Here is a 19,874-nt window from a genome sequence, read left to right on the forward strand (position 1 = left end):
ATCGCCGTTTCCGGCTTGCGTCCCCGTGCAAGACGGGCATACGCGTGGGCATAGGCGCTCCCCCCGCGCGCAAAGTCGATGTGAGGAGCAATCAAACACCGCACACCCTTTTCGGAGACGATTTCCTCTCGCCGTACCGGCCCCGGCCCGTCCGGTTCCGTAAACATCGCATCCAAGAAGGCGCGAAGGTCGTTCACGTTGTCCGGATACGATTTTCCCGCCAGAAACGCCGGACGCGTCTTCCCCGCTGCAAATGAGTCGCGGACGCCGCGCGAAATAGCTTCGAACCGCGGCGATTCCAGAAACCCGTGTTCGTCGAGATGTGCAACCACCTCGCGGATCTGGTCTTCGGAGGCCACGCGCCCGCCCGTCTGCTGAAACAGGAGGTATTGAATGTCTGTCACTTCATTGAGCCCATCGAGCTGACTGGCGATAAAGAACGCTATCGGGCTCAGAACAAGCTGCTCCTCGACGTAATACTCCGGATCGTGCACGACGATGAGAGTTTCTCCTTCGTGCTCGACAGGAAATGCATCAATATTCCGCAGTGCTGGAAGTGCCATAGGCAACGACTATATAGGCTCTGTTCGCGCAATGCAATCGCCCCCAGAACGCAATCGTGATGGCGTGACCGGATGATCTTCCCCCGGCCAAAGGAGAAAGTATCCCAGAACTATGAAGACCAGGCGGGGATGGCTCAAGCCGGGATGCCCCCAGTATGAATACAAGGCCAGTTAATGCGTCTAGTTGAGTGGAGGGTGAATGAGGAACTCTGAAGACTGCCTCCGGCGCAGCCTGTGGTAGAATGAGTACGGCTAAATGAATGAAAGGTTTCACGCCATGAATGCTAAAACCTTGACAATCATAGCGCTTGTGACTGGCGTTGCAGTAGCCTTTGCGGGCTGCAACACGACGCCGGTCCAAGACGGCACCGTCTTGGGTGGACTGCTCGGGGCGGGCACCGGCGCTATTCTGGGCAACCAGGTTGGCAAACAGGGCGAAGGAGCCCTTATCGGCGCCGGCATCGGCGCTCTCACCGGGGCCCTCGTAGGGGACCAGATCGACAAGGCCGGCCAACGAGCGGCGGCAGCCCCGCCACAAACAACGGCCTACCGGACCAACGCCCCGGCGGCAACCGGCCATTATGAAACGCGCCTGGTGCGCACGCCTTCCGGCGAAACGTACGAAGAACGCGTGTGGGTCTACGACAGATAGGACAGGGCGACAAGAAAACATGACCCTCCAAACCAAATGGCGCATCGCAGGAGGCATAGCCATTGGGTGTAGCGCTGTGCTTGCCTACGGGGGGCTTCACTGGGCTTTTCCGCGCCAGTCCATCACGCATTTCATCGTCTACTGGATAGTCTTTTTCATTTTCTTCTTCGTCGCGCTGTTCCTGGCCTTCTGGGACCTTCGCTATATCCGCGCGCAATACCGCGTGGATGAACGAGAACTGTTTCACCAGACCCTGGGCGATGAAGACTTTCGCAAACGTCTGCGAGAAGCCGAGCGCCGCACCCGCGAAAGCGGCAAGAACAGCTGATTTCCCCCTCATGGCGCCGCAACAGGCAGGTCAGCCATGATTGCCGGTCCAATCAGCGGCGCGAGAGACTGTACACGCATCGCGATTGCCTGCTATCATCTCCGTGCGATAATGCGCAGAATTGAACACGGCGGCAGGCTATTGTGCCGCCTGCCGGAACCATGGGGGTTCGAGTTACATGAAACGTATTCTCTCTCTCGCCTTGATTGCCGCAGTGCTGGGCGCCTGCAACGGGAAACAAGCCACGCCCACCACGACTAACGCGGGCGGTCCCGGCGGTCAATCCGCATCCGGCCCATTGAAAGACAACGTCGGCGATCTCGAACAAGCGGTTCTGATCGACGCCAAAATCGCCCAGCAGTCCGAGGCGCCCAACATCAAGGCTACGCCCCTCGTCGACGCTATGGGCCACATGAACCTGTTGACGGTAGACGTCTCGCCGCCTTTCCCCAAAGAGCTGTGGCTGACTATCGGAGTGAAATCCCGCCGGGATTTCGCGAAAAACCCCGGTGCGCTGCGAATCTCCATCAAAGACGGCGACCATGTGTTAGGCGCCTTTGGGACCGTCATCGGCAAGTCCGTGAAACCCAGCGTGACGGAACACACCGTGAACGTTCTCGCCGCTCGCGATTACATTCCGGAGACCATGCTTGTCACGCTCGATGTCGAAGCCTTGCTGATGCCGGAAGGAACCGACCCGGAAACGGTCGACCCGATGACCGCTGAAGTGCCCGAGAGCCGTTTTTCGAGAGCCGTAGCGACTCCTCCCCTTCGCATCAACTTCATAGAGGCCGCTGCCCCGCCCGCCGAAAATGTCGCGAATACCGCCAAGGCAAGCGCCCCTGCGGAACGTGCAGACGCCACCGCTGGCGGGAACCCATGAACGTTGTTATCTTTGGGGCGCACCCCGACGACTGCGAGGCTTACGCAGGAGGAACGGCCGTTAAGTGGGTGCGGGCGGGCAACCGAGTGCTCTTCGTCTCGCTGACCAATGGGGATGCGGGCCATCATGACATGGGCGGGGGGGCATTGGCGCGCCGCCGCAGAAAAGAGTCCGCGCTATCGGCCCAGCGCGGCGGCGTCGAAACGCTTATACTTGACCATCACGATGGCGAATTGATGCCCACCCTGGACGTGCGCCACGAGGTCATCCGAATCATACGCTCCCATGATGCCGGGATTGTCGTCAGCCACCATCCCGCCGATTACCACCCCGATCACCGTTACACGTCAACGCTGGTTCAAGATGCTTCGTTTATGGTAACGGTGCCCAATTGCTGTCCCGGGGTCGAGGCTCTGCGCGGCAATCCGTGCTTTTTCTATCTGATGCATGCGCGCCCGAGCACCTTGGCTTTGACGCCGGACATCGCCGTCGCTATCGACGATGTCATGGACGTGAAGTATGACATGCTCGACGCCATGGAATCGCAGATGTACGAGTGGCTGCCTTGGCTCGAGGGCCAGCTTGACCAGGTGCCCAGCAGCCGCGAAGCTCGAAAGGAGTGGCTGCGCGCGAACTGGGATAGAACGTTTACGAAACATGCGGAAATCAACCGGGACCTCCTCGCAAAATGGTACGGGCCCGACCAGGCAAGGGAAACACGCTATGTTGAAACGTTTGAAACCTGCCCCTATGGCCGCCAGCCGTCCGATCAGGAGTTGCGGAAGCTCTTCCCGTTCTTTCCTGAGATGGCGCGCTGAGAAACTCCGGTGGCTTTCCCCGTTTGTGATGCTCCTCGCGCTGCTCGGCTCCGCTGCCCATGCGCAAGACACACAACCGTTGCCCGCCTCAACCATTACGGCGCCGGGAATCGCTACGATCGCAACTGCTCCCGACCGCGCCGAGTTCTGGCTGTACTACAAGTTGACCGGGACGACCCTCCAGGAAGCGGCCCCCAAAGTCAAAACCACCGAGGTGAGCGTCTTGCGTCTCCTCAAAGACCGCGAAATTGCGCCCTTCGAGACCATTGTCACAGCCCCCAATATTCCTGACGCGAACGCCATGGTTGTGACTTTCGCTCTGCGCCTGCAGTTTACCATCGGGAGACTAGCCACCGGCGTGGACGAACCCGTTCTCAGACTGGCGGAACTGTGCGACGCCATGCGCGGAGTCGCGAAAGACACCAGCGCTCTTCTGACGGGCCCCGTCTTGAAAGTCTCCCAGAAAGACAGTTTTGAACGCTCGGCCATCATACGCGCCATGGAAAACGCCTTGCCGCATGCCGAGGCAGCCGCGCAAGCCATGTCTTCGCGGATAGACACGATCCTTGACGTGCGGGTGGTGGAAGTGAGCTGGAATCAGGACCCCGAGTACGCCGCTGACCAGCCGGATTCGGAGCGCGCCGCGTGCGTCGCCAAAGTGGAGGTTGTCTACGTTTTGGAGTAGTCGAGCCGGTTCGCCCTGCTGGCGGAAACGTGCTCCGATTGAATCCCAAAGGCCCGCGCAGGGATGCCGCCGGCTTATCGCGGGACCACGATCGAAAAACCGTACGACGGGTCGTAAACCACGTCCCCTTTCTGAGGGCGCAGGATATTCCGCGCAGCCCACAGACCCAGCCCGAGATGGTCGCCCCCCTTCGTGGTAAAGAACGGCTCGAACATCCGGCTGCGGACCTCTTCGCAGACCTCTCCTCCCGAGTTCCAAAAACGGAACTCGACGTTCCCGTTGCCGGCCAGCACAGAAACCTTCAACAACCGTTTCTCACCTTCTTCCAAGGCTTCGATGGCATTCGACAGCACGTAGATGATCGCCTGCTCCAGTTTGGGCAAGTCCACTGAAATCTCTGGCAGGGCGTCCTGGTAGTCCGTCTCGACACTCACGTGCGCCACTTTCAGGTCATAACGCCGCAGGTCAAGAACGTCCTCCATCACTTCCCGGGGCCTCACTACTCGAATGTCGGGCCGTTCGCGCCGGGCGATCGTGGTCAGGTTGTTGATCAGACGGCTTGACCTCCGGACCGCCGTCATGATTTCCTGGAGCATGCGGCGCGACTCGGGGGTTTGATTGCCTTCCAGCCCTGCCAGCTCGGCATAGGCCAGGATGGCCCCAAGGAAGTTGTTGACGTCATGCGTCACGCTGCTGACACAATGCCCTACCTGCGAGTAGCGGTAAAGGCGGGCAAACTTCTCCCGTGACGATTCCTCCGCGAAAAGGGCTGCTGGGTCCGGCACCATTCACGTTCCTCATGAATCTGTCAGAGTGGAACACACCGATACGTTGAATAGTGGCACACCCTACAGGATTATTCAAGAGCGTTGCCCTGAATACCCCTATTGGCGCGTAAATCCGGCGCTGATTTACATATTCTCAATGACTGCTTTGCCGAATTCGCTACACTTGAGCAAGGTAGCCCCGGCCATCAACCGTTCAAAATCGTATGTGACGGTCTTGTTAGCGAAGGTGCGCGTCATCGCTTGAATGATGACTTCGGAAACCTCCGTCCATCCGATGTGGTCGAACATCATGATGCCCGACAGAATGACGCTGCTTGGGTTCACCTTGTCGAGGTTGGCGTATTTCGGGGCTGTGCCGTGAGTCGCCTCGAAGATCGCCATGCCCGTCTCGTAGTTGATATTGGCGCCGGGCGCGATGCCAATGCCGCCCACCTGAGCCGCAAGAGCATCGCTCATGTAGTCGCCGTTCAGGTTCATGGTGGCTATGACATCGAATTCCGTCGGACGCGTAAGTATCTGCTGCAGGAAGATGTCGGCGATGGTGTCTTTCACCAGGAGCTTGCCGCCGGGGTTCCCCCCGCAATCGTCCCAACCCACGGCTACGGCGGCGAACTCCTCGCGCACAAGGTCGTATCCCCATTTACGGAAGGCCCCTTCCGTAAACTTCATGATATTGCCTTTGTGCACCAAAGTGACCGACTTCCGGCCGTGTTTCAGCGCATGTTTGATGGCCGCGCGAACCAGCCGTTTGGTGCCCTGTACGCTCACCGGCTTGATCCCGATGCCCGAGTCCGGGCGGATGTCCCACCCGAATGTCTTCTTGCAGAATGCGATGAGCCTCTTGGCCTCTTCCGACCCTTCCGGGACCTCGAGACCGGAATACACGTCTTCGGTATTTTCCCGGAAGATGATCATGTCAACCTTGCCGGGTTCCTTCACGGGGCTTGGAACGCCCGGGAAATAGCGCACGGGGCGCACGCACGCAAACAGGTCCAGGCGCTGGCGCAACGTCACGTTCAAGCTCCGGAACCCGCCTCCGACCGGCGTCGTCAACGGTCCCTTGATCGCCACGCGGTACTCCCGGATAGCCTCAAGGGTTTCCTCGGGCAGATAGCTGCCGCAAACGGTGTTCGCCTTCTCGCCGGCGAAGATCTCCATCCATGCGATTTCGCGCTTGCCGCCGTAACAATGCTTGACCGCGGCGTCGAAGACCATCTTCGAGGCCCGCCAAATGTCGGGTCCCGTGCCGTCGCCTTCGATGAACGCGATAACCGGCTTGTCCGGCGCCAGCAACGAGCCGTCGCTTGCTACCGCGATTTTGCCGCCTTCCGGGACCCTGATGTGGTCGAATTTGTGCATGCGTATACCTTTACCTCATTTAGCCATAACCTCTAAGGGCGAACTGACGGCTACAGTTCTACCTGGCGCGCCTCTTTCACGTGCGGTACGGCGCGAATCTTTTCCATCACTTCCTCAGACAGGGGATCGTCGATATTCAGGATCGTGGCTGCCCTGCCTCCGCGTTCGTCGCGCCCGAGCACCAGGTTGGCGATGTTCACGCCGGCATCGCCGATGATCGTGGCCACGCGCCCGATGATGAGCGGCTTGTCCTCGTTGCGGCACACGACCATGTGGCCTTCCGGAACAGCGTCAACACGGGTCCCGTCGATCACGCAAATGCGCGGATCGTCGTTTCCGAACAATGTCCCCGCGACATGATGGGTTTCCTTGTCCGTCTCGACCGTCACCCCGATCTGGAAATTGTAGTCCGCGGTGTCCGCGCGGCGTGTTTCACTGAACTCGATGCCGTACGCTTCGAGCAAGCTGGGGGCGCTCACTTCGTTGACGGTTTCGACCAGCGGCTTCAAGAAACCGATGAGCACGGCAACGGTGAGAGGATACGTATCCGTCACCGGCAGCGCGCCGCCGTAATCGATACGAATAGCTTTGGGCGTGCCCTGCATATACCCCGATTGGAAGGTTCCCAGCCGTTCGGCCAGATAGAGCAGCGGCGCCAGTTTCTTGCGCGTCTCGCCGTCCAGGCTCGGCACATTGACGGCATTGACGATCGTGCCCGTCTTCAGGTATTCGACCATCTGCTTGGCCACATCCACGGCCACTGTCAACTGGGCCTCGTCGGTGGACGCCGCCAAGTGAGGCGTCATGATGACGTTGTCCAGTTCGAGGAACGGATTGTTCTCGAAGGGTTCAGAGGTATATACGTCAAGGGCCGCGCCGGCAATCAACCCTTCCTTGAGGGCCCGCGCCAGGTCCGCCTCGTTCACGATGCCGCCCCGGGCGCAGTTCACTATTCTGCACGTTCGCTTCATGCGTTTGAGCTGGTCGTACCCGAGCATATTCAGGGTTTTGTCACTCTTGGGCGCATGAATCGTTATGAAATCCGAGCGCTCGATCAGCTCGTCCAAGGTCACCAATTCTACTCCGAGCGCCTCGGCCTTGAGCTTGGTCAAGATAGGGTCAAAGGCCAAGACCTTCATCTCGAAGGCCAGCGCCCGTTTCGCAACCTCGCCGCCAATCCGCCCCACGCCAATGACTCCCAGGGTCTTATCGCGCACCTCGGTTCCCATGAACAATTTGCGATCCCAACGCCCCTCGTGCATCGATTGATGGGCCTTCGGAATATTGCGGCAGAGGGCCAGCAACAACGCGAACGTGTGTTCGCAGGTCGATATCGTGTTGCCGCCGGGGACGTTCATTACCACGATGCCGCGCTTGGTCGCTTCCGCCTTGTCTACGTTGTCCGTGCCAACGCCGGCCCGGCCAATCACTTTGAGCTTGCCGGAATTGACCAAGGCCTCCGCGGTTACCTTCGTGGCGCTGCGGACCACCAGCCCGTCGTAGTGGCCTACAATGGCTGCCAGTTCGTCGGGTTTCTGCGGCGGCTTAATATCAAGCTCGAATCCTTCTTTTCGGAATACTTCGAGGCCGAGTTCGCTCAGGTTGTCGAGGGCGAGGATTTTTGGCATAGGTTCCTCCCTTATGAACCGGAATCTCGCGTAGTTACAGTCCACCCTCTACGCGCTAGCCCAAGTTGAATGAACGGCCTCGAAAGCTGTTTTCGCGACCGCGGACTTCCCTCACTCGAGTGAAGCGCTGAATCTACCAAACACCGTGTGCGAAGTCAAACAGTGCAGGGGCGGCAGGATTGGAGTGCTCAAACCCTCCCCACAGTCCACAGAATGGAGACCATCGGCGCCAGGGTGTCAACGGCAAACGCCGTCCCGGAGGTTCGGAGACGGCGCGTTATTCAATATGAGGGCAAAAAAAATACCCGGGCGGCCTGACTCGGCCTACCTTAGGGTAATTAAGCGGGAAATCGCTCAAGGGATACTTATGCTTCTTCAAAGACCTCGCCGAAGTACTCGGCGTAGCAATCCAGATGCCAGTACTCGTCTTCGAGAATGGCTACTTCGTTGAACTGGATGTCCACTTCCTCAATGTGCTCGTTACACAGTGCGCAGCGATGCATGACGCAATCCACCTCCTTTCATAAGATTCTCTGGTATGTCCGCGCGGCGTTGCCTTTGGGGCCTCGGCAGTCGGATGATTCGCTGCCGCCGGACGCGTGACGTTGCTCCAGGCGTGCCGGTTGCGAAGGTGTTACGTGTTATCATCATCGGCATCCCGGCACAAACGGCGGATATGTACCACATCCGGGGGAAGTTGTCAAGCACTTTCTTGCATTTCTTCGCCGCGCCATCCCAGGCGTCGGGGGCGAAGGTATGCCCCGTTCCGCGTAAGCCATTTGCTTTCAAAAAGTTAGCCCAGAAGAGCCTCCCTTGGCGCATCCCTGAGGCCTTGGCCTGGCGGAAATTGAAAACGCATGGTGGTTTCCGATATTTTATGGGGTCTTTCCAGCATCGCCCGGATGGGCACAGGCTACCAATGGAGAATAAGCGTGAAAGCCGACGACATACGTTCCAGTTATCTCGAGTTCTTTCGTCAACGCGGTCATACCATCGAACGCAGCGACAAGATCGTTCCCAGCAACGATCCGACGCTGCTGTTCAGCAGTGCCGGCATGGTTCAGTTCAAACCGTACTATACCGGCGAAGTGCCGGTGCCGTACCGCCGCGCCGCCACTGCGCAGAAATGCCTCCGGGCAGGCGGCAAAGCAAACGATCTCGATGAGGTCGGCAAGACAGCGCGCCACATGACCTTCTTCGAGATGATGGGGAATTTCTCCTTCGGCGACTACTTTAAACAGGAAGCCATCCTCTGGGCATGGGAGTATTCCACGCAGCTCGCAAAGATCCCCGCCGAGAGGATTTGGGTATCGGTATACGAAGAAGACGACGAAGCTGCCGCCATCTGGGAAAAAGAAGTTGGTATTCCCCCGCACAAGATTATTCGTCTGGGTGTCAAGGATAATTTCTGGGGCCCGGCGGGCGACACCGGCGCGTGCGGCCCCTGTTCCGAGCTCCATCTGGACCGCGGCGAGGCCTTCGGTCCCGGCCCGCTCGGCTCGGAAGGCGACGCGCGATTCATGGAATACTGGAACCTGGTGTTTCCGCAGTTCGATCAGCAAGAGGATGGGTCGCGTCCCCCGCTCAAGAACCGCGGGATCGACACGGGCATGGGCCTCGAGCGCATGGCCGCCATCCTTCAAGACAAGGAAACCGTCTTCGACGTTGACCACATCTTTCCCATCATCCAGAACGCCGAAACCATGGCCTCGGCAACTTACGAGAAGAACCCCGAGCCGTTCCGCGTCATCGCCGATCATATCCGCGCCCTGTCTTTCATGATTGCCGATGGGGTTTTGCCCGGCAACGAGGGCCGCGGCTACGTTGAGCGGCGCCTCCTGCGCCGCGCGGCGCGGTTCGGACGCGAAATAGGACTCGAGAAGCCTTTCTTGTTCGAGTTGTCGCGTGCGGTCGTTGATCTCATGGCCCACCAGTACCCCGAACTCAAGGAACGGCAACTCCAGATCGAGAAGATCATCCACACCGAAGAGGAGCGCTTTGCCAGCACGCTTGCCCGAGGGATGGACATGCTCGAGGAGACCTTCGCGAATCTGGACAAATCGGGAGAGAAACTGGTGCCCGGCGACGAGTTGTTTCGACTCCATGACACCTTCGGTTTCCCCCTGGACCTGGCAACGGACATCGCCGAGGACCGCGGTTACGCCGTTGACAAGGAGGGATTCCAGAAGGCTATGGCCAGACAACGGGAACAGGCTCGCAACGCATGGGCAGGAACGGGCGAGCACGAGATCGCGCCCATCTACCGTAAGGTCCGCGACGAGACCGGCGTGTCCGAGTTCGTCGGCTACGATATGCTTTCGTGCGACGCGGCCATCGTGGCCATGCTTCGCGAAGGCAAGAAGACCGCCGCCCTCGAGGAGGGGCAGGAGGGCGAAATCGTCCTCGACAGAAGTCCCTTCTATGCCGAATCGGGAGGACAGGCCGGCGACATCGGCACCCTCGAAACCGCCACTGGAAGCGCCCATGTGGCCACGGCGAAGTTGCCCCTGGAGAACCTTCGCATCCATTACGTCACGGTTACCAAAGGACGCTTGAAATTGGGCGATGCGGTGCTCGCCTCGGTCGACGCCGCGGCGCGGACCGCAACGGCCTGCCACCACACGGCAACTCATCTCTTGCAGGCCGCTCTCCAGGAAACGCTCGGAGAACATGTGCATCAGGCAGGATCGCTGGTGTCACCAGACCGCCTGCGCTTTGATTTTACGCATTTCGAAGGCATTCCCGCGGAACGGCTGCGCGACATCGAGCGTCTCGTGAATCAATACATCCGGTCGGACTCGCCTGTCGCCGCCAAGACCATGCCCCTCGCCGAAGCGCGCGCCGCCGGCGCCATGGCGCTGTTTGGAGAGAAGTACGGCGATTCGGTGCGCGTAGTGCAAGTCGACGACATCAGCATGGAACTCTGCGGCGGCACCCACGTCGGCCGCACCGGGGTGATCGGCGCCTTCAAGATTCTCGGCGAATTCTCGATATCGGCTGGCGTCCGCCGCATCGAAGCGGTTTGCGCCGAGCGCGCCGTTGACGTCATTCAGGTGCAGGAGGAACAACTAACCGCTGTTGCACAATTGCTGAATGCCAACGCGGACTCTCTTCTCTCTCGCGTTCAATCCGTCATGGACGAGAACAAACGCTTGAACCGCGATGTCACCCGCTGGAAACAGGCCGCGGCCACCGGCGGCGCCGTCGATTATATGGCTCGCGTACAGGACGTCGACGGCGTCAAACTCCTCGCAGCCGAGATCGAAGGCCAGGACGCCGATGGCCTCCGCCTCGTGATGGACAAGCTGCGGGACCAGCTCGGTTCCGGCATCGTTATCCTTGCGTCCGGCGTTGAACAAAAGGCTGCGCTCTGCGTCGGCGTCACCAAGGATCTCACGTCCCGGGTAAAGGCTGGCGATATCGTTAAACTGCTTGCCCCCATCGTCGGGGGCGGTGGAGGCGGACGCCCTGACATGGCCCAGGCCGGCGGCAAACACCCTGAGAAGATCGGCGAGGTCATCGCAAAGGCGCCCGAAATTGTTCGCCAGTGCCTCTCGTAAGCTCTGATGTGTGCTGGACGCATTTTCGCGATACATAAAAACGCGCAAGTTGACCGTAGGGAGGTGAAGTTGCCCGAAATCGGCCGCATTATCGGACTGGACATAGGAAACGTGCGGATAGGCGTCGCTGTCAGCGACCCGTTGGGCATTACCGCGCAGGCACGGGAAGTTATTACCGTACGCTCTCCAGAAGAAGACGTGGATGCCATTCGTGGCATCGTCAAAGATACCGGGGCGGTCCGGATTGTCGCAGGCCTTCCGCTTGACCAGAACGGAGAAATTGGCCCGCAAGCCGAAAAAGTGCTCGCCTTCGTGGAAACCCTGCGGACTGCACTGGATATTGATATTGTGACTCAGGACGAGCGGTTCTCGACCGCCGCGGCCGAACGGGCCCTCATCGGCGCGAACATGCGGCGCAGCAAGCGCAAGAACGTGATCGATATGGTTGCCGCGCAGCATATACTGCAAACGTACCTCGGCCGGCAGAGTTGTCGCGGAGTTTGATGCCGCCATGAGCGCAGCAGAAACAGAAAAGCGTCCCGCATCCAAACGTTCCTGCCTGCGCCTGTTCGCGAGGTCGGTCCTGCTTCTATTTGTGCTGCTGCTGTTGGCGGCCGCTGTAATTGCCGTAGGCGGTTACCTTGTCTATGACCATGTCACGCGGCCCGGCACGCCGGGGGAGATGGTCTCCGTGACTATTCCCGAAGGGTTGACGGGGAAGGCCGTGGGCGAACTGCTTGCCGACCGGGGCCTTGTGGAGCACGAACTGTTTTTCCGGCTCGCGATGCGGCTCGACAAATCCGGCCGGCCCATCAAACACGGCTACTATGAATTGCCCGCCGGCTTGTCCCCCACGGAAATCCTCAACTGCCTGCAGGAAGGAAGCCCGTGGCACATTCCGCCCGGGGGAGTTCCCGATGAACTCAAGGTGACCGTTCCCGAAGGGCTTACCATCGCGCAGATGGCCGAACAATTCAACGACCCCGGCGCCTTCAAGGAAGCGGCAAGCGATCCGGCGCTGCTTGCCCGCCTGGGGCTGGCGGTGCCCAGTCTTGAGGGTTTCCTGATGCCAAGCACGTACTATTTCGCGAAAAAGCCTGACGAACGCGCCGTGGTCGAGCGCATGTTCGGCCAGTTTCAGCAGGAATACGCCAAACTCGTGGAAGAAATCCCTGAAGCCGCGGGACGAGACGTGCTCGAGGTGGTCACTATTGCTTCGCTCATCGAAGAAGAGTGCCGTGTGGAGGAAGAGCGGTCCGTTGTCGCCGCGGTGATTTATAACCGTATGGAAGAAGGCATGCCGCTGGAACTGGACAGCACACTCCAGTATGCTTTGGGGAAGTACGGCGAACGGATTCTGTACGAGGACAAAGAGACGGACTCGCCTTACAATACATACAAGCGCAAAGGGCTGCCCCCGGGTCCGATTTCCAATCCGGGGCTTGCGTGCCTTCGCGCGGCGTTGAAGCCCGCGGAGGAAGAGTATTTGTTCTTCGTATCCAATGCCGACGGTAAGACGCACACATTCAGCACGAACCTGACGGAACACGCCCGGGCCGTCCGGCGTTTTCGCAGAGAGATCGCGGTACAACGCCGCGAGCTGCGCGAGGATGAACCTGTTGGAGAACACGATGAATCGCAGTAAGGCTCCGCGAGCCCAATTGCTGCCGCCCGACAGAGTGATGGTTGCAGTCAATCGCGATATCGAACACGAGCTGGCCTGCGCGGAAGAATACGGCATTGGAGCGGAGATTCAGACGTTTTCCCTCCCGCAGATGCTGGTCAAGGACTGTTCGGAAGCCCTTGCCGCGATGGTTGAGCGCATTAAGAATATCGAGGGGCCAATTGGCGTGCACGGCCCCTTCATCGACACTATACATGCGAGTTCCGACCCTGAAATCGTGCGCGTCTGCCGCAGCCGTTACCTGGGCTCCCTTGATGTGGCTCAGACCCTCGGCGCGGGGTATTCCCTGTTTCACAGTCAGTACAACACTTTGCTGAAACTTGAGACCTATCCCGACCTGTACCATGAGGCCAGCCTGCGCTTCTGGCCGGAAATCCTCGAACAGGCGGAGAAACGCGGCGTCTCAGTCTATATGGAAAACATGTTCGATGAAAACCCCGCTCCGATGCGCCGCCTCGCCGATGCGATCGACTCGCCGCGTTTCAAACTCTGCCTCGATATCGCGCACAGCCAGATCTACAGTCAGCGCAGCGTCGCGGAATGGATTGACACGTACGGCAAACACCTGGCCCATGTTCACATGAATGATACCCGCGGCACGTATGACGACCATCTCGGCCTTGGAGAGGGCAGTCTTGACATTCCAGCAGCTCTGAAAAGCCTCAAGGCGACGGGTCTCGACATCACCTACGCGCTCGAAACAAATACACACACGCGCGAGAGCCTCGAGTTCCTTGGCATTTCCAAACGCCGCTGATTGCCGCTCGATGCCCTACAAGAGAGAAGCCCTGACGCAGAGACTTCGCACAAAGCGCGGCTCTCCACGCCCCCGGATGGTGAAGCCAGCCAGCTTGAGAGCCGTAGTGGCCTCGTAGTATAATTGAGCCTTGGCGTCCGTTCTCGATTGGCGGTCTTCTACCGGGGATCAGCATACACATACGGTCCACTGTCCGAAGGATAAACCTGTTTTTGGAGGATTTTTGAAATGGCCAATGTCGACCCGGCAAACGTGCGGAACGTAGGTATTTTAGGACATAGCAGCACCGGCAAAACGATGCTGATCGAACACATCTTGCATATGGCCGGCAAGACCAACCGCCTCGGGAAGATCGAGGACGGAAACACCGTCGGCGATTACCTCGAGGAGGAAATCAGCCGGCAACAGACAATCTGCATGAAGCTCATGAACCTGGATTGGGAAGGGAAGCGCATACACCTTGTTGATCACCCGGGCTATGCGGATTTCGTGGGCGAAGTTGCTGCATCCATCCCCGTCCTTGACAGCGTGATCATTGTCGTGGACGCCACCTCCCCCATACAGGTTGGTACCGACGTTGCCATGAAGTATGCCGACAAACATGACACGCCGCGCGCCATATTTGTGAACAAGCTGGATCGCGAACACACCAGTTTTGACGAGGTAGTGACGGCTATTCGGGCCACGTACGGCCAGCAATGCGTCCCGTTCGTGCTGCCTATCGGACATGCCGACAGCTTGACCGGCGCTGTCAATATCTTGACGGAACAGAATGACGAACTGGCCGCGCGGATCGACGAACTCAAGAGTTCGATGATCGACGCCGTGGCGGAATCGGACGATGTGCTGCTCGAGAAATTCCTCGAAACCGGCGAACTGGCTCCCGAAGAATTCAATCAAGGCCTGCAAAAGGGTATCCAGTCGGGCAAGATCGTCCCGATCATCGGCGGCAGCGTGTCAAAAGAGGTTGGCCTGAAACACCTCATGGACCTCGTAGCCACGATTTTCCCCTCGCCGTGCGACCGCAAGATCACCGCGAAAACCCGGAGCGGCGAGGAAAAGGAAGTGGACACCTCCAAGGACGCCCCCTTCCTCGCGCAGGTATTCCGCTCGATCGTGGATCCCTATGTTGGCCAGCTCACGTTCTTCCGCGTCTTCTCGGGCACGCTTCGATCCGACACCGACTTCTACAATGTCAGCACGCAAACCAAAGAGCGTACCGGCAAGATCTATCTCATGAACGGCAAAGAACAGACACCCGTGGAAAGCGTGGGCCCGGGCGATTTGGCCGCCATGACCAAACTTAAGAACACGCATTTCGGCAACACTATCGCCGCGGCGGGGAACGAACTTTTCCTTCCCAAGATCGAATTGCCGGAATCCATGGTAAAGCTCGCCATCTCCCCCAAATCCCGCGCCGACGAAGACAAGATCGGAGAGGCATTGAACCGCATGGCCGAAGAAGATCCTACTTTCTCCCACTATCGCGACACAGCCACTAACGAGCACGTGATTCGCGGCATGGGAGATTTGCAGCTCGACATCTTGTTGGACCGCATGAAGCGCAAGTTCAACGTCGCGGCCGAGACGCGCACCCCCAAAGTCGCGTATAAAGAGACGGTGCGCGGCACGGCGGAGGTACAGGGCAAACACAAGAAGCAGACCGGCGGCCACGGGCAGTACGGCGACGTCCACATCCGGATCGCCCCCAATGAGCGCGGAGCCGGTTACGAATTCATCGACAGCATCGTCGGCGGCGTTGTCCCCAGGCAGTACATTCCGCATGTCGACAAGGGCTCCCAAGACGCCCTCGAAAAGGGAGTTATCGCGGGCTACCCGGTGGTAGACATCAAGGTCGAGCTGTTCTACGGCTCCTATCACGATGTCGACTCCTCGGAAATGGCTTTCAAGATTGCCGCGTCGATGGCTATCCAGAAAGCCGTTCGGCAGGCCAATCCCTGTCTCCTGGAACCAATCGTGGAACTGGAAGTCGTTGTTCCCGACGAGTTCATGGGCGACGTGAATGGCGACCTGAACAGCCGCCGCGGGCGCATCATGGGCATGGAACCCGCGGGTCCCGGCCGCCAGATGGTTCGGGTCCAGGTGCCGGAAGCCGAGATTCTACGGTACTCCACGGATCTCCGAAGCATGACAGGGGGCCGCGGCAGCTACTTCCAGCGGTTCAGCCACTACGAGGAAGTGCCCGAACATATTGCGCAGCAGATCATCGCCGCCTACGAAAAACAGAGGGCAGCGGGTGAATAGAATCTGGCAGCGCACCGGCTTTGATGAGGGAAGGTTTCGGCCTTCCCTCGTTTTTTGGGGGAACGGGCGTCATCAGCAATTCGCTTTTGACTCCGCGGATAGGTATACTATCCGCCTCTATGCCTATAGCAAGACGAAAAGTCCATAAACGGATTGCCCTGCTTGAGGTGCGGGACCCTCTCATTATCGAGGAAATTGAGCGGGATCCCGGACTGCAGACGTTTCTCGGCGCGCGTCTGTCTGAGCGCTGCATCGCGGTGCAGCCGCAAGCCGTTGAAGACGTCGTGAAACGTCTGCTGGCGTTAGGGCATATGCCCAGAGTCATAGAGTGACCCAAGAGTACACCATAAAAGAATGTTTGCGCGGCTACACCACTGAGGCCTTGGGGGACATCTGCGCGTCCCGACAGCTGGCCGTGACCAGCCGCGAAAGCCGCATCCGGGCTATTGAGAAGATACTGCGCGACCCTCTGCACATCGACCAGTGCCTTAAATCACTACGGGGCAGCGCTTTACGCGCGCTCAGGCTGGTAGGCAAGCAAACCCGCATGGGCGTGGTGGATCTTGTCGCGGTACCGGGCCTCTATGGCGAAAGGGCCCCCCTGGACCAAATCGAGGAGCTGGTCCGTATGGGTCTGCTTCTCGCCCTGCCCGAACAGAATAAGGGCACGTTTTCCATCAGTCATATCCGGCAGAGCGTGACAAACGGAGTTGCTTCCCCGACGCTGTTTGTTCCAGAGGATATCGCACGCCGCCTGCCTTCCCCGCCATTGCTGGACGTCGAGATACCGGAATCGCCCGCGCCCAGCGCGCCGCCTAAGCCCGCCGCCATTACTCAGGCCACGACCGAGTTTCTCGAGACCCTCCGTATCATCGAAAGTTTAACTCCGCGGATAACCAGTGGCCGTGCATTGCACAAGACGGACGCGGCAAAGGCCTATGAGATGGCACGGGAAGCAGGATTGACTCGCGAGAATATGGAAATCTCTCTGGCCATGGCTGAGGGACTGGATTGTGTGGCCTCGAAGGACGGCCGGTTCGTCACCACCCCCGCCGCTAACGAATGGGCATCAGGGAGCCGCTCGATGCGGATGAGGGCTCTTTTCGAGGCGTATCTCGCCAGTGAGTCCCTGCCTGACGTACGACTTTTCTTTCCGATGCTGGTCGAGACGATGGAGAAGTACCTTCCGCCGCATACGCAACGGAGAACCTACCACAAGGTGTTGGCGGCCGAGGTGCTTAAGGCCCAGAAACCCGGGGTGTGGTACTCGACTGGCGCCTTCGTGGAAGCGATTCGCCGCCTTGACCCCAACGTCTTGTTCCTGCAGGAACCGTGGCGGGCGATCCAAGCCAGCGCGCGAGGTTCGGGCGCCGAGTGGCGCCAACAAGCATGGCAAGCGCATGAGAAACGCCTTTTTACCTGGATGCTGAGGAATCTGTTCGCGGGCATGGGTATCGTTGAGCTCGCGGACGATGGCGGCCTGTTTCGCATTACCGAAATGGGCCACTACGTCCTGGGACAGGGCGACGCTCCCCCCACCGCTCAGGATGAACTCCGTGACGCACTGGTGGTTCAACCTGATTTCGAGATCATCGCTTATCTGGACCGGTGCCCGCCGAACCTTCGCCGGAAGCTGGATATGTTCTGCGAGCGGGTGCGGGGCGGCATGGCAACAACCTACCGCCTCACCCAGGAAAGCGTCTATCACGGCGTTCGCTCGGGTCTGGACATTGAACGGCTGGTTCTGCTGCTCGAGAGATCATCAACTAAACCTTTGCCTTCCAATGTGTTGACGCAATTCGAGGTCTGGAAGAACAAGTTAGCCGCCATATCGATTCGCCGGTTCTGTCATGTCATCGAATGCGCAACGAGCACCCAGGCCAAGGAAACGGCGTCCGATATCCAGAACAGCGTGCGCATTGGCGAACGCTTTGTCTTGATTGATGGCAACTTCCCTGAAGACGCCGCGATCATCGATTACACCCATTCCTTGCCGCCCGCATTGGAGCAGGATGAAGGGCTGCGCCTCCATGCTTCCTGGGAAGACGTGAACTTCTTCCTCAAGACCCGGCTCGAAGAGATCGGCCAAGTCGAATCCAAGACCCCGGCCGAGGGCATGACGGTGTCCCTCAGCCCGGCTCGTGTCAAGTCGGAGGAAGACGCTGCCCTTCTGGTGGCACAAATAGAAGCCTTGGCGAAACATCCGTTGGCAGCCCGGTACCGGCTCGCCTTACGGGCTTGGGCCGGAGGAGTCGGTGAAGCGCGCTCCAAGAACGTCACGGCGGTCCGGTTCGAAGACCCTGAAACCTGCGAAGCCATCCTGCAAGTGCCGGGTGTAGACAAACATATCGAGGGCCGGTTGGGCCTGTACACCCTCATTGTCCGCCAAGGCAGTATGGTGCCGTTCAGGCAGCTCCTTAAAAACCACGGCATCAAGATGGCAAAATCCGGCGACATTGCCGACCCCGGCCCTCCGGAGCAATGGGCCCCTCGCTGGCTCGAGGACCATAGCATCGAGGAAAGCCGGGACCCCGTCCGTGAGAAGGTTCAGCAAGACCCGGAAGAGAAGGACGTTCCCGAACTCGTTCCCTTGCCGTCCTATCCTCCGCGTATCATGCGCGGCATTCTCGAAGAGGCCATCGAAGGACGGCATCCCGTGCTCATCAATTACCAGTCCGCCTGGAGCGCGCGCCCCATGACCCGCCAAGTAAACCCTGTGGCTCTCGATATCAGCGGTTCCTCGGCTTCCCTGAGCGGCTATTGCCACCAGCACGGTGGCGCCCGCAGCTTCAAGTTAGCGCGCATCCTCGGTATACGCCTTTTGGAGGATGAATCCTTTTGAAGCCGGGTAATGCCCGGACGCTGTAAAGACCGCGCCCGATCGTGTTATTCTTCGTCCCTCAACAGGTGGAGGCTCTTCATGGCTGATTTTCTGTCACAAGGCGAGCATGTGGTGGGTGTCGATATCGGCGGCACGAAACTGATGGCGGTGGTTTTTGACCATAAGTTCAGGCCCATTGGCCGCAACAAGCGTAAGAGCAAATCCAACAAAGGAGAGCCTACCGAGGAGCGCTTGACCCGGACCATCCAGGAAGCCCTGGAAGAGGCCAAGGTGGACGCCGTACGCGGCATAGGCGTTGGCTCGCCGGGGCCGCTCGACCCCAAGACCGGCGTGATCATCGATACACCCAATCTCGCGTGGAAAGATTTTCCTCTCGCACAGTATCTGAAGAAGCAGTTCAAGACGCCCGTGGTCGTCGACAATGATGTCAACGTAGGCACCTACGGCGAATACCGCTTTGGAGAAATCAGCGGATGCGAAAGCGTCCTGGGCGTCTTTCCGGGAACCGGGATTGGCGCGGGAATCATCATCGAGCGTGAGATCTTCTACGGTTTCTCGGGTGCAGCGGGCGAATTCGGCCACATGACGCTCGAGGTGGATGGCCCTTACTGCGGGTGCGGAAAACGCGGGTGTCTCGAGGCTCTCGCCTCTCGTGTGGCTATTGCGGCGCAGGTCGCGGCTTTGGCGGCAAGAGGCGACGCCCCCTACATCCTGGCCAATTGCGGGACCGACCTGGAGAAGATCCGAAGCACTGTCCTGGCTGACGCTGTAAAGGCCGGCGAGAAGATGGTCGAGGGGGTGATACGGAAGGCCGCTTACTACGTCGGCGTTGCCACGGGAAATGCCATCAACATACTCAGTCCCGAAGCCGTGGTTCTCGGGGGCGGTCTGGTCGAGGCGATGCCCGACCTGTACCTCGAGGAAGTCAAGCGGGGAATCAAGGAACACGCCATGCCATTCCTGCGGCGCAACGTACGTATCGTGACCGCGAAACTGGCCGACGACGCCGTCGTTATGGGCGCGGCGTACATGATCGCCGAGCGATTGGGGGAGTTGTAGGCG

Annotated in this window: 18 protein-coding genes; 13 read left to right on the forward strand and 5 right to left on the reverse strand. The window is 59.2% G+C overall.

The window, feature by feature from the left end; genetic code table 11:
- Positions 1 to 563: MEMO1 family protein (locus tag PLJ71_08230; GenBank protein HQM48661.1), on the reverse strand; the 563-nt coding region annotated here is incomplete at its 3' end.
- Positions 564 to 840: 277 nt separating this feature from the next.
- Between PLJ71_08230 and PLJ71_08235 the strand changes: the two genes are divergently transcribed.
- From PLJ71_08235 to PLJ71_08255, 5 genes are all read left to right on the forward strand, one after another.
- Positions 841 to 1,215, forward strand: a complete 375-nt coding sequence (locus PLJ71_08235; protein HQM48662.1) for a YMGG-like glycine zipper-containing protein — start codon at positions 841 to 843, stop codon at positions 1,213 to 1,215.
- A gap of 19 nt (positions 1,216 to 1,234) precedes the next feature.
- Positions 1,235 to 1,543 carry a hypothetical protein gene (locus tag PLJ71_08240; protein ID HQM48663.1) on the forward strand — a complete coding sequence of 103 codons (309 nt, stop codon included), beginning with the start codon at positions 1,235 to 1,237 and terminating at the stop codon, positions 1,541 to 1,543.
- Positions 1,544 to 1,721: 178 nt separating this feature from the next.
- Positions 1,722 to 2,426, forward strand: coding sequence for a hypothetical protein (locus PLJ71_08245; protein HQM48664.1), 705 nt, complete (start codon positions 1,722 to 1,724; stop codon positions 2,424 to 2,426).
- A complete protein-coding gene (locus tag PLJ71_08250; GenBank protein ID HQM48665.1) occupies positions 2,423 to 3,244 on the forward strand; it encodes a PIG-L family deacetylase in 822 nt (273 codons plus the stop codon). The genes PLJ71_08245 and PLJ71_08250 overlap by 4 nt, the downstream gene beginning before the upstream one ends.
- A 28-nt stretch (positions 3,245 to 3,272) precedes the next feature.
- Positions 3,273 to 3,929, forward strand: a complete 657-nt coding sequence (locus tag PLJ71_08255; GenBank protein HQM48666.1) for an SIMPL domain-containing protein — start codon at positions 3,273 to 3,275, stop codon at positions 3,927 to 3,929.
- A 74-nt stretch (positions 3,930 to 4,003) separates the two neighbouring features.
- Here the strand turns inward: PLJ71_08255 and PLJ71_08260 are convergent, their stop codons facing one another.
- The 4 genes from PLJ71_08260 to PLJ71_08275 form a co-directional block, all read right to left on the reverse strand.
- A complete protein-coding gene (locus PLJ71_08260) occupies positions 4,004 to 4,717 on the reverse strand; it encodes a HAMP domain-containing sensor histidine kinase (GenBank protein HQM48667.1) in 714 nt (237 codons plus the stop codon).
- Between the two features lie 123 nt (positions 4,718 to 4,840).
- On the reverse strand, positions 4,841 to 6,076 hold the full coding sequence (gene icd / locus PLJ71_08265; GenBank protein HQM48668.1) for an NADP-dependent isocitrate dehydrogenase: 1,236 nt from the start codon (positions 6,074 to 6,076) through the stop codon (positions 4,841 to 4,843).
- A 50-nt stretch (positions 6,077 to 6,126) separates the two neighbouring features.
- Entirely contained in the window at positions 6,127 to 7,704 is a 1,578-nt protein-coding gene (gene serA / locus PLJ71_08270) for a phosphoglycerate dehydrogenase (protein ID HQM48669.1), read from the reverse strand.
- 365 nt (positions 7,705 to 8,069) lie between these two features.
- On the reverse strand, positions 8,070 to 8,207 hold the full coding sequence (locus tag PLJ71_08275) for a hypothetical protein (protein HQM48670.1): 138 nt from the start codon (positions 8,205 to 8,207) through the stop codon (positions 8,070 to 8,072).
- A gap of 429 nt (positions 8,208 to 8,636) precedes the next feature.
- On the opposite strand from PLJ71_08275, the gene alaS reads away from it, so the two are divergent.
- From alaS to PLJ71_08315, 8 genes are all read left to right on the forward strand, one after another.
- The gene (gene alaS, locus PLJ71_08280; GenBank protein ID HQM48671.1) at positions 8,637 to 11,264 is read left to right on the forward strand and encodes an alanine--tRNA ligase; all 2,628 of its coding nucleotides are present in this window, start codon (positions 8,637 to 8,639) and stop codon (positions 11,262 to 11,264) included.
- Positions 11,265 to 11,342: 78 nt separating this feature from the next.
- Positions 11,343 to 11,768: a Holliday junction resolvase RuvX gene (ruvX, locus tag PLJ71_08285; protein HQM48672.1), complete on the forward strand. Its 426-nt coding sequence runs from the start codon at positions 11,343 to 11,345 to the stop codon at positions 11,766 to 11,768.
- Between the two features lie 7 nt (positions 11,769 to 11,775).
- The gene (gene mltG, locus PLJ71_08290) at positions 11,776 to 12,909 is read left to right on the forward strand and encodes an endolytic transglycosylase MltG (GenBank protein ID HQM48673.1); all 1,134 of its coding nucleotides are present in this window, start codon (positions 11,776 to 11,778) and stop codon (positions 12,907 to 12,909) included.
- Positions 12,896 to 13,705, forward strand: coding sequence for a sugar phosphate isomerase/epimerase family protein (locus tag PLJ71_08295; protein HQM48674.1), 810 nt, complete (start codon positions 12,896 to 12,898; stop codon positions 13,703 to 13,705). Before mltG ends, PLJ71_08295 begins: the two co-directional genes overlap by 14 nt.
- 228 nt (positions 13,706 to 13,933) lie before the next feature.
- Positions 13,934 to 15,970: an elongation factor G gene (fusA, locus tag PLJ71_08300; protein ID HQM48675.1), complete on the forward strand. Its 2,037-nt coding sequence runs from the start codon at positions 13,934 to 13,936 to the stop codon at positions 15,968 to 15,970.
- Positions 15,971 to 16,089: 119 nt separating this feature from the next.
- Positions 16,090 to 16,302: a hypothetical protein gene (locus tag PLJ71_08305; GenBank protein ID HQM48676.1), complete on the forward strand. Its 213-nt coding sequence runs from the start codon at positions 16,090 to 16,092 to the stop codon at positions 16,300 to 16,302.
- A complete protein-coding gene (locus PLJ71_08310; protein ID HQM48677.1) occupies positions 16,299 to 18,812 on the forward strand; it encodes a helicase-associated domain-containing protein in 2,514 nt (837 codons plus the stop codon). Before PLJ71_08305 ends, PLJ71_08310 begins: the two co-directional genes overlap by 4 nt.
- A gap of 78 nt (positions 18,813 to 18,890) precedes the next feature.
- Positions 18,891 to 19,871, forward strand: coding sequence for an ROK family protein (locus tag PLJ71_08315; GenBank protein HQM48678.1), 981 nt, complete (start codon positions 18,891 to 18,893; stop codon positions 19,869 to 19,871).
- Positions 19,872 to 19,874: the final 3 nt, after the last annotated feature.

It is taken from the genome of Candidatus Hydrogenedentota bacterium, assembly GCA_035416745.1.
GTDB lineage: Bacteria > Hydrogenedentota > Hydrogenedentia > Hydrogenedentales > SLHB01 > UBA2224.